At 60.5% G+C, this 13,881-nt stretch carries 11 protein-coding genes; 6 read left to right on the forward strand and 5 right to left on the reverse strand.

The window, feature by feature from the left end:
• Positions 1 to 83: 83 nt before the first annotated feature.
• Positions 84 to 554, reverse strand: a complete 471-nt coding sequence (locus ABTV29_RS17395; RefSeq protein ID WP_096510965.1) for a DUF1289 domain-containing protein — start codon at positions 552 to 554, stop codon at positions 84 to 86.
• Between the two features lie 456 nt (positions 555 to 1,010).
• Between ABTV29_RS17395 and acnB the strand changes: the two genes are divergently transcribed.
• Positions 1,011 to 3,611, forward strand: a complete 2,601-nt coding sequence (gene acnB, locus ABTV29_RS17400; protein WP_433771918.1) for a bifunctional aconitate hydratase 2/2-methylisocitrate dehydratase — start codon at positions 1,011 to 1,013, stop codon at positions 3,609 to 3,611.
• A gap of 150 nt (positions 3,612 to 3,761) precedes the next feature.
• Here acnB and ABTV29_RS17405 read toward each other — a convergent pair whose 3' ends face one another.
• A complete protein-coding gene (locus ABTV29_RS17405; RefSeq protein WP_433765775.1) occupies positions 3,762 to 5,414 on the reverse strand; it encodes a SulP family inorganic anion transporter in 1,653 nt (550 codons plus the stop codon).
• 94 nt (positions 5,415 to 5,508) lie between these two features.
• Positions 5,509 to 6,789, reverse strand: a complete 1,281-nt coding sequence (locus tag ABTV29_RS17410; RefSeq protein ID WP_433765777.1) for a serine/threonine transporter — start codon at positions 6,787 to 6,789, stop codon at positions 5,509 to 5,511.
• Positions 6,790 to 7,155: 366 nt separating this feature from the next.
• Here ABTV29_RS17410 and ABTV29_RS17415 point away from each other — a divergent pair, with 366 nt between their 5' ends.
• From ABTV29_RS17415 to ABTV29_RS17435, 5 genes are all read left to right on the forward strand, one after another.
• Positions 7,156 to 7,539 carry a tautomerase family protein gene (locus tag ABTV29_RS17415; RefSeq protein ID WP_433765778.1) on the forward strand — a complete coding sequence of 128 codons (384 nt, stop codon included), beginning with the start codon at positions 7,156 to 7,158 and terminating at the stop codon, positions 7,537 to 7,539.
• A gap of 29 nt (positions 7,540 to 7,568) precedes the next feature.
• Complete coding sequence (locus ABTV29_RS17420) at positions 7,569 to 8,162, forward strand: TetR/AcrR family transcriptional regulator (protein WP_433765780.1); 594 nt, start codon at positions 7,569 to 7,571, stop codon at positions 8,160 to 8,162.
• A 211-nt stretch (positions 8,163 to 8,373) separates the two neighbouring features.
• Positions 8,374 to 9,339: a 2-hydroxyacid dehydrogenase gene (locus ABTV29_RS17425; protein ID WP_433765782.1), complete on the forward strand. Its 966-nt coding sequence runs from the start codon at positions 8,374 to 8,376 to the stop codon at positions 9,337 to 9,339.
• Between the two features lie 143 nt (positions 9,340 to 9,482).
• Complete coding sequence (locus ABTV29_RS17430) at positions 9,483 to 10,550, forward strand: phosphotransferase family protein (RefSeq protein WP_433765784.1); 1,068 nt, start codon at positions 9,483 to 9,485, stop codon at positions 10,548 to 10,550.
• 156 nt (positions 10,551 to 10,706) lie between these two features.
• A complete protein-coding gene (locus ABTV29_RS17435; RefSeq protein WP_433765786.1) occupies positions 10,707 to 11,474 on the forward strand; it encodes an SDR family oxidoreductase in 768 nt (255 codons plus the stop codon).
• A gap of 466 nt (positions 11,475 to 11,940) precedes the next feature.
• On the opposite strand, the gene ABTV29_RS17440 is transcribed toward ABTV29_RS17435, so the two are convergent.
• Positions 11,941 to 12,192, reverse strand: coding sequence for a DUF1652 domain-containing protein (locus tag ABTV29_RS17440; protein WP_433765788.1), 252 nt, complete (start codon positions 12,190 to 12,192; stop codon positions 11,941 to 11,943).
• A gap of 181 nt (positions 12,193 to 12,373) precedes the next feature.
• Positions 12,374 to 13,864: a helix-turn-helix transcriptional regulator gene (locus ABTV29_RS17445; RefSeq protein WP_433765790.1), complete on the reverse strand. Its 1,491-nt coding sequence runs from the start codon at positions 13,862 to 13,864 to the stop codon at positions 12,374 to 12,376.
• Positions 13,865 to 13,881 lie beyond the last annotated feature (17 nt).

A 13,881-nucleotide genomic window follows, 5' to 3' on the forward strand; every position in this document is an offset into this window, starting at 1 on the left:
TAGATTAAATCGCTATCGCGAGCAGGCTCGCTCCCACATTTGGAAGGCATTTTCCTGTGGGAGCGAGCCTGCTCGCGATGCTTTCAGCCGCCAAACGCGTCCTTGAGGAAACCGGGCGCGATATAGCGCTGGTAATGGGCCTCGGACAGCAGGAAAAACTCGCGATCGATGGCATCGCGCAATTCCGGCAGGTTCCAGTCGCGGAACTCCGGCAGCAAGACCATCCCGTAGGCTTCCAGATTGTTGATCACGCGCGCGCCCCGGGCAATCAACTGGTACGCCCAGCAATACGCCGACTGATGTGGTACAAAGCGGATCTTGCGCTGTTCCAGCTGGGTGCGCAGCAACGACGCATCGAAAATCTCCACCTTGGCCGCCATTACCTGGGACAGCAGCTGCTCCAGACGCAACCACACCGCGCGCTTTTCTTCCTCGTTGTAACCGTTCCAGTGAATCACTTCATGGTGGAAACGCTTGCAGCCACGGCACACCAGGTCACCGTAAACGGTGGAGCAAAGGCCGACGCAGGGGGTCTTGATGGTCTGATTGGGCATAGGTAGGCAGAACGCGAAAAAGCAGAACAGGCCGGCATGTTAGCCCTTTGCCCGCCATTGATCACCCCTCAAAGTTCAGGGCCATGGCCGATCGAGCTCAATAGAACGCCTCCACCAAAGTCCAATAAACCCCGACTTACCTTTAATTTTTTTTTGCCGTAGAATCAGCCAGCCTTTTTAGGCGCCAATGTCCGTTAGAAGCTGTTTTCAAAGCGTCACGAGCACAGTCGTTCCTTCAGAGCGGTGTTGGCGAAGGGTTTTTCCAGCGGGGAAAAGTCCGGCGCCAACCCTCATCAGCTCCCGTTCTGCAGGCGTAAAACTTTGAAAGCAGCTTCTGTAAGGAATTGCCGGTAATTCTGGCTAAGTGGCTCACAACGCCATGCAGCGCATGAGTACGGCAATTTCGGGATGAGCGTCCCGGACACCCATTTGGGACCACTGATGAGGGTAATAACTGTGCTTGAAGCCTACCGCAAACATATCGAAGAGCGTGCAGCACTGGGTATCGTTCCCCAGCCGCTTAACGCCGAACAAACTGCAGGCCTGGTCGAGCTGCTGAAAAATCCCCCGGCTGGCGAAGAAGCTTTCCTCGTTGACCTGATCACCAATCGCGTTCCGCCAGGAGTGGACGAAGCAGCCTACGTGAAGGCCGGCTTCCTCTCCGCCATCGCCAAAGGCGAAGCCAACTCCCCTCTGATCGACAAGAAGCGCGCTGTTGAACTGCTCGGCACCATGCAGGGCGGCTACAACATCGTGACTCTGGTAAACCTGCTGGACGACGCCGAACTGGCACCAGTAGCCGCCGAAGAACTCAAGCACACCCTGCTGATGTTCGATGCTTTCCACGATGTGGCTGAAAAAGCCAAGAACGGCAACGTTCACGCCAAGGCCGTGCTGCAATCCTGGGCTGACGCCGAGTGGTTCGTGAAGCGTCCGACCCTGGCCGACAAGATCAGCCTGCGCGTCTTCAAGGTCACCGGCGAGACCAACACCGACGACCTGTCCCCTGCTCCCGATGCCTGGTCCCGTCCTGACATCCCGCTGCACGCCCTGGCCATGCTGAAAATGGCCCGTGACGGCATCGTTCCGGACGAGCAAGGCAAGACCGGCCCGATGAAGCAGATCGAAGAAATGCGCAACGCCGGCTTCCCGATCGCCTACGTGGGCGACGTGGTCGGTACCGGTTCTTCGCGTAAATCGGCAACCAACTCGGTTCTGTGGTTCTTCGGCGACGACGTTCCTTACGTGCCGAACAAGCGTGCCGGCGGTTTCTGCTTCGGCAGCAAGATCGCTCCGATCTTCTACAACACCATGGAAGATGCTGGCGCACTGCCAATCGAATTCGACGTATCCAACATGCACATGGGCGACGTGATCGACCTGTACCCGCATGCTGGTAAAGTCTGCAAGCACGGCACCGACGAAGTCCTGACCACCTTCGAAATGAAGACCCCGGTCCTGTTGGACGAAGTTCGCGCCGGCGGCCGTATCCCGCTGATCATCGGCCGTGGCCTGACCGAGAAGGCTCGCGCCGAACTGGGCCTGGCACCTTCGACCCTGTTCAAGAAGCCTGAAGCACCGGCTGAAAGCACCAAGGGCTACACCCTGGCGCAGAAAATGGTCGGCAAGGCTTGCGGCGTGACCGGCATCCGTCCGGGCACCTACTGCGAACCGAAGATGACCACCGTGGGTTCCCAGGACACCACCGGTCCAATGACCCGTGACGAACTGAAAGACCTGGCGTGCCTGGGCTTCTCGACCGATCTGGTAATGCAGTCCTTCTGCCACACCGCGGCTTATCCGAAGCCGATCGACGTGACCACCCACCACACCCTGCCTGACTTCATCATGACCCGTGGCGGCGTGTCCCTGCGTCCGGGCGACGGCATCATCCACTCGTGGCTGAACCGCATGCTTCTGCCGGACACCGTCGGTACCGGTGGTGACTCCCACACCCGTTTCCCGATCGGTATCTCGTTCCCGGCCGGTTCCGGCCTGGTAGCGTTCGCCGCTGCCACCGGTGTCATGCCGCTGGACATGCCAGAGTCGATCCTGGTCCGCTTCAAGGGCAAACTGCAACCTGGCGTCACCCTGCGTGACCTGGTGCATGCCATCCCTTACTACGCGATCCAGAAAGGCCTGCTGACCGTCGAGAAGAAAGGCAAGAAGAACGCTTTCTCCGGCCGCATCCTGGAGATCGAAGGTCTGGAAACCCTGACCGTCGAGCAAGCCTTCGAACTGTCCGACGCCTCGGCCGAACGTTCGGCTGCCGGTTGCACCATCAAGCTGTCCAAAGAGTCGATCGCCGAATACCTGCAGTCGAACATCACCCTGCTGCGCTGGATGATCGGCGAAGGCTACGGCGATGCCCGCACCCTGGAGCGTCGTGCTCAAGCGATGGAAGCCTGGCTGGCCAACCCTGAGCTGCTGGAAGCGGACAAGGACGCCGAATACGCCGAAGTCATCGAGATCGACCTGGCCGACGTCAAGGAGCCTGTGCTCTGCGCGCCGAACGACCCGGACGACGCTCGCCTGCTCTCCAGCGTTGCTGGCGAGAAGATCGACGAAGTGTTCATCGGTTCGTGCATGACCAACATCGGTCACTTCCGCGCTGCCGGTAAACTGCTGGATCAGGTCAAGGGTCAGCTGCCAACTCGTCTGTGGCTGTCGCCTCCGACCAAGATGGACGCTCACCAACTGACCGAAGAAGGCTACTACGGCATCTACGGCAAGGCTGGCGCCCGCATGGAAATGCCAGGCTGCTCGCTGTGCATGGGCAACCAGGCACGTGTAGAGCCGAACAGCACCGTGGTGTCGACTTCGACCCGTAACTTCCCGAACCGTCTGGGTGACGGCGCGAACGTCTACCTGGCTTCGGCCGAGCTGGCGTCCGTGGCTTCCATCCTGGGTCGCCTGCCGACCGTCGAGGAGTACATGGAATACGCTGGCAAGATCGACAGCATGGCGGCCGATGTCTACCGCTACCTGTCCTTCGACCAGATCGCCGAGTTCCGTGAAGCTGCAGCGAACGCCAACATCCCGGTCGTTCAAGCCTAACGCTACAAAGCAATGAAAAACGCCGCCCATCGTGAGATGAGCGGCGTTTTTTTTGTGGGAGCAAAGCTTGCTCGCGATGAACGATAATGCGGTTCATCAGGAAGGACGCCATCGCGAGCAAGCTTTGCTCCCACAGGTTCTCCCCACAGGTTATGCGGTCGACTCAAGCGCCTGCTGCACCGCACCATCCACACTTAGCCCGCTCAACATCACTTTGCAGGCCTTCACCTCGGGCAACGCAGACAATGCGGTTTCGGCACTGTCCTTCAGACGAGCCAGAATCAATCGCTTGCCTTCCTGATCCACCCGCACAAAAAACTCCTGCATCGCCTCAATGCTGGTGCCATCCAGATCCGGCGACTCTTCCAGACTGAGAATCACCGTATGAATGGGCACCTGCGAATGCCGGATCAGGCGCAAGGCGCCGCCGAGGATCCGCTCGACGTTGGCAAAGAACAACGCTTCGCCCGGACGGACAATCAACACACCCGGCTGCGCTTTCGCCGTCGGATGGCGTTGCAGGTCGACAAAATCGTGACCGTCATCGATGCGACCGAGAATCTGGATGTCCGCTGCCGACATCTGTTTGAGCATCAACAACACGCTGATTGCCACCGCCACCAGCAAACCGTCGAGCACACCCAGCACCAGTACCGCCCCCACGGCGCAGATCACCAGCAAACGGTCACGGCGCCAGACGAAATAGCGCCCCAACGGTTGCAGGCTCAAGCCACGGCCCAGCGCGTGGATAACGATGGCGGCGAGAATCGGCTCCGGAGTCAGGGCGATATAAGGCAACACCGTCAAGACAATGAGCAGCACCACCAGTGCCGCCACCCCACCGGCCAGCCGTGAGGTCGCGCCAGCGGCTTCATTGGCCGATGTCGCCGAGTACCCTGCTCCCGCAGGCATGCCGTGGAACAGGCCCGACAGCAGATTGGAAGCACCGAGCGCCAGCAGGTCCCGATTCGAGGTAATGCGATCGCCGTGTTTAAGAGCGTAGGAGCTGATGGAGCCGTAGGACTCCGCGTACAGGATCATCACCATGGCAAACGCCAGCTCTCCCAGACGCAACCAGTCGGCAAACGACAGAACCGGTAGCGTTGGCACCTCCAGGCCGAGGTCGATCACCCCGATCAGCTTCACGCCATACGCCGGCAGATTCAGCCAATGGCCAGCGGCGATGCCAATCACCACCACCAGCAAACCGCCAGGCAGGCGTCGAAACCTCGCAAACAGCCATAAAAGCAGCAAAGCCACCGCGCCGACGCCAGCTGCCACCCAGTTCCATTGCGGCAGTTGTTCGAGCAGTTGCGGCAGAAAGCGCACCAGGTTGGCATCGGTCAGATGCACCCCGACCACGCTGGCAACTTGCTTGAGAATGATGGTCAGCGCCAGGCCGAAGGCAAAACCGCGCAACACGGGCTTGGCGATGAATGACGTCACGCTGCCGAGCTTGAACAAGCCCGCCAGCAAAAAGAATGCACCGGTCATCAGCACCAGCCCGATCGCCAGGGTCGAGCGCAGTTGCGGGTCGCCATTGGCCAGGGTGGCGGTCGCGGCAGCCAGCACGGCGGCCGAGGATGACGTCGCCGAGACAATCGCAAAGCGGCTGGTGCCGAACAGGCCATAGCACAACAGGCCGGCGAACAGGGCAATGACCCCCGCCTGGGGAGCGAGTGCCGCGATGCTTGAGTAAGCGACCGCTTCGGGCAACAGCAGCCCGGCAATCGACAACCCGGCCAACAGGTCCTGCCATCGGTTGGGTTGCTCGGAGGGGTTTTGAGGCGAGGCGCTCGACAATCCAGTGTCTCCAGGCGAAAAAAAGCCGCTGCGCGCAGAGCGCGCAGCGGCCACTGTAGCTGTCAAACCGGCACTAGGCGAGCCGGCCGAACGATCACGCCGTCAACGAATAGATCAGCGCCGAAATCGCCACCAGACCTACCGCCACCACAAACACGTTCGACGCCTGGCCGCGATAGCGTGCCATGGCCGGGATCTTGCGGATGGCGTACATCGGCATCAGGAACAGGATCGCCGCGATCACCGGGCCGCCCAGGGTTTCGATCATGCCCAGGATGCTCGGGTTCAGCGTGGCGACGATCCAGCACACCACCAGCATGAAGGCTGCGGTCATGCGGTCCAGGGTCTTGGCTGCCGGACGCTTGCCGGTCTTGACGATCAGGCCCTTGAGGCCTTCGCTGGCGCCGATGTAGTGCCCCAGGAACGACTTGGAAATGGCCACGAAGGCAATCAGCGGCGCCGCGAAGGCGATGGTCGGGTTGCTGAAATGGTTGGCCAGGTAGGACAGGATCGACAGGTTCTGCGCCTTCGCTTCGGCCAGTTGCGCCGGCGACAGGGTCAGCACGCAGCTGAAGACGAAGAACAGCACCATCACCACCATCAAGGCGTGGGCGCGGGACAGAATCTGCGAGCTGCGCTGTTCAGCGTGGTCACCATAACGACGCTTCTGGTCCACCGCGAACGCCGAGATGATCGGCGAGTGGTTGAACGAGAACACCATCACCGGGATTGCCAGCCACAGGGTATGCAACAAGGCCGACGGCTCAGGGAGTGTGCTGGCGGTGGTCAGGATGCCGCCGTTCCAGTGCGGAATCAGGAACACCGCCAGGAACAGCAAGGCGACGATGAACGGGTACACCATCAGGCTCATGGCCTTGACGATCATCTGCTCGCCGCAACGCACCACGGCCAGCAGGCCGAGGATCAGCACCAGCGACAGCACCGCGCGCGGTGGCGGCATGATGTGCAGTTGATGCTCAAGGAAGCTGCCCACGGTGTTGGTCAGGGCCACGCTGTAGATCAACAGGATCGGGAAGATCGCGAAGAAGTAGAGCAAGGTGATCAGCGCACCGGCCTTGAGGCCGAAATGCTCTTCCACGACTTCGGTGATGTCCGCGCCTTCACGACCGGACAACACGAAACGGGTCAGGCCACGGTGCGCGTAGAAGGTCATCGGGAACGCCAGCAGCGCCAGGATCAGCAGCGGCCAGAAACCGCCAAGGCCCGCGTTGATTGGTAAAAACAGGGTGCCCGCACCAATCGCCGTGCCAAACAGGCCCAGCATCCAGGTGGTGTCATGACGATTCCAGCTCGAAAGCGTTGCTGGTGTCGCTGCTACAAAGCGTTCGTTAACGCTATTGGCCTGATCATTCATCCGGTGGGATCTCCACATTCCGGTCACTTGCCACCCGGCCAGAACGCGTCGGAGTACCCGACAGGCAGCGCCCTGGCCGAAACAAGCGCGCGATTCTCCGGGATTAATGAGCAGAAGCAAAGACTTAGGTGAGGAACGGTGGTGCCAATTTGCTATTTCAGGCACCACAAATAACCCTGTGGGAGCGAGCCTGCTCGCGATGGCGTCGTCACATCCGGCACATCTATTGGCTGATCCACCGCCATCGCGAGCGAGCTCGCTCCTACAGGGATGCGTGTCATTTCATCGGCAAACGCCGACCCGCACTTGATAAAGGTTAATCGTCATGTATTTTTAATGCACCTGCCCTCAATCCGGAGTCATGCCATGCCACTGGTTCGCATCGAGATCAAAAAGCAACAGGACCCCACCTACGCCAAGCGCATCGGCGAGCTGGTCTACGCCGCCATGCACAGCGCCATTGACGTGCCCAAGGACGATAACTTCCAGATCCTCGCCGAACACGACGAGCATCACTTCATCTTCGATCCGAATTACCTCGGCATTGCGCGCAGCGACAAGCTGGTGATCATCCAGATCACCATGAGTGAAGGCCGCACCGTCGAGAAGAAAAAACTGCTCTACAAGACCATCGCCGAGAGCCTGAATCAGGAACTGGCCGTGCGTCTGGAGGATGTTTTCATTAATCTGGTGGAAGTGAAGAAGGAAAACTGGTCGTTCGGCAATGGCATTGCCCAGTACGCCCTCTGACGTTCAATTCAGCTATCTGTGAGCCCCTGATGCCTCGAGTTTCCCGCAAGCAAGCCGACCTCAACCGCGAAATCATTGTCGACGCCGCGACCCGATTGTTCCGCGAACGCGGACTGCACGGGATCAGCGTCGTCGATGTGATGGCCGCAGCCGGTCTGACTCACGGCGGTTTTTATGGCCATTTCGAATCCAAGGAAGCCTTGGCCAAGGAAGCCAGCGAGCGGGCGTTCAAGCAGGTGGGAGAGCGCTGGAAGCTACGAGCCGAGACTGGCGAAGACAAGGCGGCTGCGCGCCAGGCCTTGATCGAGCCGTACCTGTCGACCCACAGCCGTGACAATCCCGGTGACAGCTGCCCCGTGGTGGCTTTCGCCGGTGACATGTGCCACGAAAGTGCCGGCAGCGGCTTACGGGAGCCATTCATGGCGGGGCTGAACCGCCTGCTTGATTCCTTCGGCAAGCTGATGGACTCGGACAACCCCGAGGAACAGCGCCAGCAGGCACTGGTGCAGTATTCGCTGATGATCGGCGCCCTGACGCTGGCCCGTGCCACCCGGGGCGAAGCACTGTCGGACGAAATCCTCGAAGCGGCGCGGCACTTCCTGACCGCCGAAAAGCCGGAATAACCGCGCCACCTGTAGGAGCGAGCCTGCTCGCGAAGAACGCCCAGACAACGTGGGCATCCAGAAAGCCCGCGTTATCGTTAACACCCATCGCAGCCTGCGGCAGCTCCTACAATGATGGGTGCGGCTCGGACATGACAATTGCCAAAATGCGCGGGAAGCAGCAATCTCCCCCGACGTTCGAGCCCGACACTCATGCCCAAAGGAGCCAAGCATGCCCGCAACCGTACTGGTACTGGTTGAGACCATCAACGATTACCTGCCCATCCTCGAACATCAGGGCTTCCACCTGATTCTGGCCCCGACTCCCGCCGAGCGCGCCGAAGCCATCAAGCGCCACGGCGCCGGGATCGATGCGGTCCTGACCCGCGGCCCGCTGGGCCTGCATGGCAATGAAATCGCCGCCCTGCCCAAGCTGAAAATCATCTGCGTGATCGGCGCCGGCTATGAAATGGTCGACCTGCAAGCGGCCGCCGACCGGGGCATCACCGTCACCAACGGCGCCGGGGTCAACGCCTCGTCGGTCGCCGACCACGCCATGGCCCTGCTACTGTCGCTGGTGCGCGACATCCCCCGCTGCGACGCCGCCGTGCGCCGCAGTGAATGGCCGAAAATCATGCGCCCTTCCCTTGCCGGCAAACGCCTGGGGATTCTGGGCCTGGGTGCAGTCGGCATGGCCATCGCCAAGCGCGCCGCTGCCGGGTTCGACATGAGCGTGTGCTACCACAACCGCCAACATCGCGATGACGTGCCCTACGAGTTCTGCTCGACCCCCACCGAACTGGCACGCGCCTCGGACTTCCTGGTCATCGCCACCCCCGGCGGCCTTGGCACCCAGCACCTGGTCAATCGCCAGGTCCTCGACGCCCTGGGACCCAACGGGTTTCTGGTGAACATCGCCCGCGCCAGCGTGGTGGTCACCGCCGACCTGATCACCGCCCTTGAGCAACGGCGTATCGCCGGTGCAGCGCTGGATGTGTTCGATGCCGAGCCCCAGGTGCCGGACGCGCTCAAGACCCTGGGCAACGTCATCTTGACCCCACACGTCGCCGGCCTGTCGCCGGAGGCTACCCAGGGCACCGTCGAACTGGTGGGCCGCAACCTCGTGGCGTTCTTCTCCGGCAAGCCTGTGCTGACCCCGATCGAGTTGCCGCGCGGCCTCAGCAACGCCGCGGTGTAGGACAATTCAAACAGGTGTATCAAAAGCAATGATTGCCCGGCAACACGCTCACCTATAAGGGCCGTTCGTGGTTGTGGCTGCCGGGCACGCGCATTAGATTAGCCAATAGTTTGAGGCCTCCAGAATAAGCAGAAGGGATAAGCATGGCGCTTACTGACCAGTCCACCCGTATCCGCTCCGGCGAAGAACTCGATGCCAGCCTGATCGATCCGTACCTCAAGGCGCACATCCCCGGCCTCAGTGGCTTGCCGCAGATCAGCCAGTTTCCCGGCGGCGCGTCGAACCTCACCTATTTGCTCGAATACCCGGAACAGGAGTTCGTCCTGCGCCGGCCACCCTTTGGCCACAAGGCCAAGTCCGCCCATGACATGGGCCGCGAATTCCGCATCCTCAATCAATTGCGCGACGGCTTTCCGTATTGCCCGAAAGCCTATGTGCACTGCACTGACGAATCGGTGATCGGCGCCGAGTTCTACGTGATGGAACGGGTCAAGGGCATCATCCTGCGCTCGGAACTGCCGCCGGAACTGGAGCTTGATTCAGCGAAAACCGAGGCCCTGTGCAAGAGCTTCATCGACAAGTTCGTCGAACTGCATCGCGTCGATTACAACGCCTACGGCCTGGGCGACCTGGGCAAACCCGAAGGTTACGTGGCGCGGCAGATCAAGGGCTGGAGCGATCGCTACGAGAAAGCCCTGACCCCGGACGCGCCGCAGTGGGAAGCGGTCAAGGCCTGGCTCAACGACAAGATGCCGGCCGATCACCCGACCTCCAGCATCGTCCACAACGACTATCGCTTCGATAACGTGATCCTCGACCCGAACAACCCGATGCAGATCATCGGTGTGCTCGACTGGGAGCTGACCACCCTCGGCGATCCGCTGATGGACCTGGGCAACACCCTCGCCTACTGGATCGAAGCCGGCGACCCGGCGCCGGTGCAACTGATGCGCCGCCAGCCGAGCCATGCACCGGGCATGCTGACGCGCCGCGAATTCGTCGATTACTACGCCGAACGTTCCGGCATCAAGATCGACAATTTCGATTTCTACTACACCTACGGCCTGTTCCGCCTGGCCGGCATCGTGCAGCAGATCTACTACCGCTTCTACCACGGCCAGACCCAGGACAAACGCTTCGCGCAGTTCATTCACATGAACAAGCTGCTGGAGCAGATGAGCCTGCAGGTCATCAATAAATCCAGCCTCTGACCGCCCCTCTGCAGGAGCGAGCATGCTCGCGAAAAACGTCCGGACAACGCGTTCATCCAGGTAGCACGCGTTATCGTTAACGACCATCGCGAGCATGCTCGCTCCTACAGTGAACTGAATCGGCCTCTGATCCAGATCTCCAACAAGGAAAAACCCATGTCCAAGACTCAGTTGTTCGACCTCGACGGCAAGATCGCTTTCGTCTCCGGCGCCAGCCGCGGCATCGGTGAAGCCATCGCCAAACTGCTGGCCCAGCAAGGTGCCCATGTGATCGTCTCGAGCCGCAAGCTCGAAGGCTGCCAGCATGTGGCCGACGCGATCATCGCCGCCGGCGGCAAGGCCACTGCCATCGCTTGCCATATCGGGGAAATGGAACAGATCAGCCAGGTCTTCGCCGGCATCAAGGAACAGTTCGGGCGCCTGGACATCCTGGTCAACAACGCGGCCACCAACCCGCAGTTCTGCAACGTGCTGGACACCGACCTCGGCGCGTTCCAGAAGACCGTCGACGTCAACATTCGCGGCTATTTCTTCATGTCGGTGGAAGCCGGCAAGCTGATGCGCGAGAACGGTGGCGGCAGCATCATCAACGTCGCCTCGATCAATGGCATCTCGCCGGGCGTGTTCCAGGGCATCTATTCGGTGACCAAGGCGGCGGTCATCAACATGACCAAGGTCTTCGCCAAGGAATGCGCGCAGTTCGGCATCCGCTGCAACGCGCTGCTGCCAGGCCTGACCGACACCAAGTTCGCCTCGGCCCTGGTGAAGAACGAAGCCATCCTCAACACCGCATTGCAGCAGATCCCGCTCAAGCGCGTGGCGGACCCGAGTGAAATGGCCGGCGCGGTGCTGTACCTGGCCAGCGATGCGTCCAGCTACACCACAGGCGTTTCGCTGAATGTGGATGGCGGTTTCCTGTCCTGACCCACGCACCCAAGCCAAACCACTGTGGGAGCGAGCCTGCTCGCGATAGCGGTCTGCCAGTCAACATTGAAGTTGAATGTCACACCGTCATCGCGAGCAGGCTCGCTCCCACAAGTGTTTATTGCGTCACGCAGCGAGTAGTCGTAGTGACCCGCGTCACCTCGCCGTTTTCGTCTCGCACATCACCCAGCACATCGGTTTTATCCATGGCCTGGCAGGTGCGGACCGGCGGTGGTGGCGGCGCGGCGGGTGGAGGTGGCGGCGGACTGGCACAGCCACCGAGAATGACAGCGCACAGCGCAAGTGGTGTGAAAACGCGTTTCCCAAGACTGTTCATAGGATGACCCGCGAAAAGTGATCGACAAGTTTGTGACAACAAAACACTGCCAAAAAGTTCACGGGTAACCGACAGAAAACCTGCTTTTATGGGTCTTGCGGCCCAAGCGGTAGTCAAAACCGACAAAAACTACATCACCGGATCCGGGCGATGCAGGTTGTTGCTCTCCAGCTCGTAACGCAATTCCTCAATCAGCGTGGCCACCGCTTCCTCCGACTGCAGGGTCGTCATGTTCAAGCCACTGACCACCAGATCCACTTGCCCGGATATGGGGTGGTAGAGCTTGACGGTCAGGTAATGATCGCCCGTGATGCTGCAATCGCAGGCGAGCGGCGAAAAACTGCGTTCGATCAACAGGCGCAGCTGGGCCAGCGTCATCATTGGAACCGACCCAGGCGGCGTAATTCGGCAGGTTCAAGACTCATCAGTGTTCCTTCGGCGGCTCGCGGGAAAGATACAGGCATTGGAAAAACACCTGTTCCAGTGATCCATCCTATGAACCGTCGCACCAGCCCGACACATGAAATTGCACCCTGCCAGCTAGTGCATTTGCACCTTACTGCTACTCCCTCGGTTTCCCCGCGCCGGAAAACAACCCCCGCTCCCGCGCCCAGACAATCGCCTCGCTACGGCTGTGCACATCGAGCTTGGAATACACCGTCGCCACATGGTTGCGCACCGTGTTCGGCGCCAGCTTCAGGCGCGCGGCGATTTCCTTGTCCGCCAGGCCTTCGCAGATCAACCCCAGCACATCGCGCTCCCGGGCAGTCAGGTCGGTAAAGGACGCACTGGGCAATCGCGGTGAATTGACGTTTTTCACATTGGCGAGTTTTTCGATCAGCGTGCGGCTGAACCAGGAAGCGTCTTTCATCACCTCTTCAATCGCCGCCACCAGTTCCAGTTCGGTGCGCTTGCGCTCGGTGATGTCCATCAACACCAGCAGATAGCAGGGATTGTCCTGAATGTTCACCGTGTCCGCCGACACGGCGCAATCAATCAGCCCCGCGTCTTTTTTACGCACCCGCACGTCGATGCGGTCCAGGCGCCCGGTTTTCTCCAGCGCCGCGAACAGCCGCGTGCGTGCTCCGTTGTCTTCGATGAAATCGATGTGCGTGATGCTTGCGCCGATGACCTCTTCGCTGGAATAACCAAGGGTATCGAGGAAGGCTTCATTGACGTCCAGCACCACCTGATCGTCGGCAACGCACATCAGGATCGGTACCGGCGACAGTCGAAACGCCTTGGCGAAGCGTTCTTCGCTCTGGCGCAGGGCCATTTCCGCCTTGTATCGCGGCTGCATGTCGACGAAGGAAAACAACATGCAGGCTTCGTCGTTGAGTTCCAGGGGCTGGCCAGCGACTATCACCTGCTTGCAGTCTCCGTCGGCCAAACGCAGTTCGGCCTGCATCTGCGGAATGGTCGCGCCTTCGCGCAAGCGCTGCTTGGCCAGGTCCTTGTTTTGTGCCTGTTCCAGGACGTCCAGCTCATAGGTGGACGTGCCGATCACCTGATCCCGCGCATAACCGGTCATTTCCAGAAACCCCGGGTTGACCTTGATGTAACGCAAATCGCTGAGACGACAGATCACCGCCGGCGCCGGGTTGGCCGCAAAAGTTTTCTCGAAGCGCTGCTCGGCGCTGGCCCAGTCGGTGACATCGTCCATGATCAGCACCAGGGATTCCGGTTCGCCGTGGCTGTCGGTCACCACCAGGCTGCGAACGCGATGGACCCAGGTACGCTCTTCGTCATGGGCCGGGGTGAGTTCGACCAGTACGTCGCTGAAAGTCTCGCCGCGCGCGACACGACTGATCGGATAATTCTCGACCGGGACCGGGTGATTGTTGCGATAACGCAAGGCGAAGCGCCGTGCGTACTCCCTGGCATTGGCCCCCAGCTTGCCGATCCTGTCCACGCCATGCATTTCCAGCGCGGCGTCATTGGCCCAGACGATCGTCTGGTCGAGTTCCAGCAGAATCACGCCGTCAGACAGCCCGGTGATGATCTGCTGCAACTGGCGGCGACTGGTTTCGGTGATCAGGACGTCCTGGCTCATTGGCTCTCCACGAATGC

The sequence above is a fragment of the Pseudomonas putida genome (assembly GCF_050989985.1).
In the GTDB taxonomy this organism is placed as follows: Bacteria; Pseudomonadota; Gammaproteobacteria; order Pseudomonadales; family Pseudomonadaceae; genus Aquipseudomonas; species Aquipseudomonas putida_AI.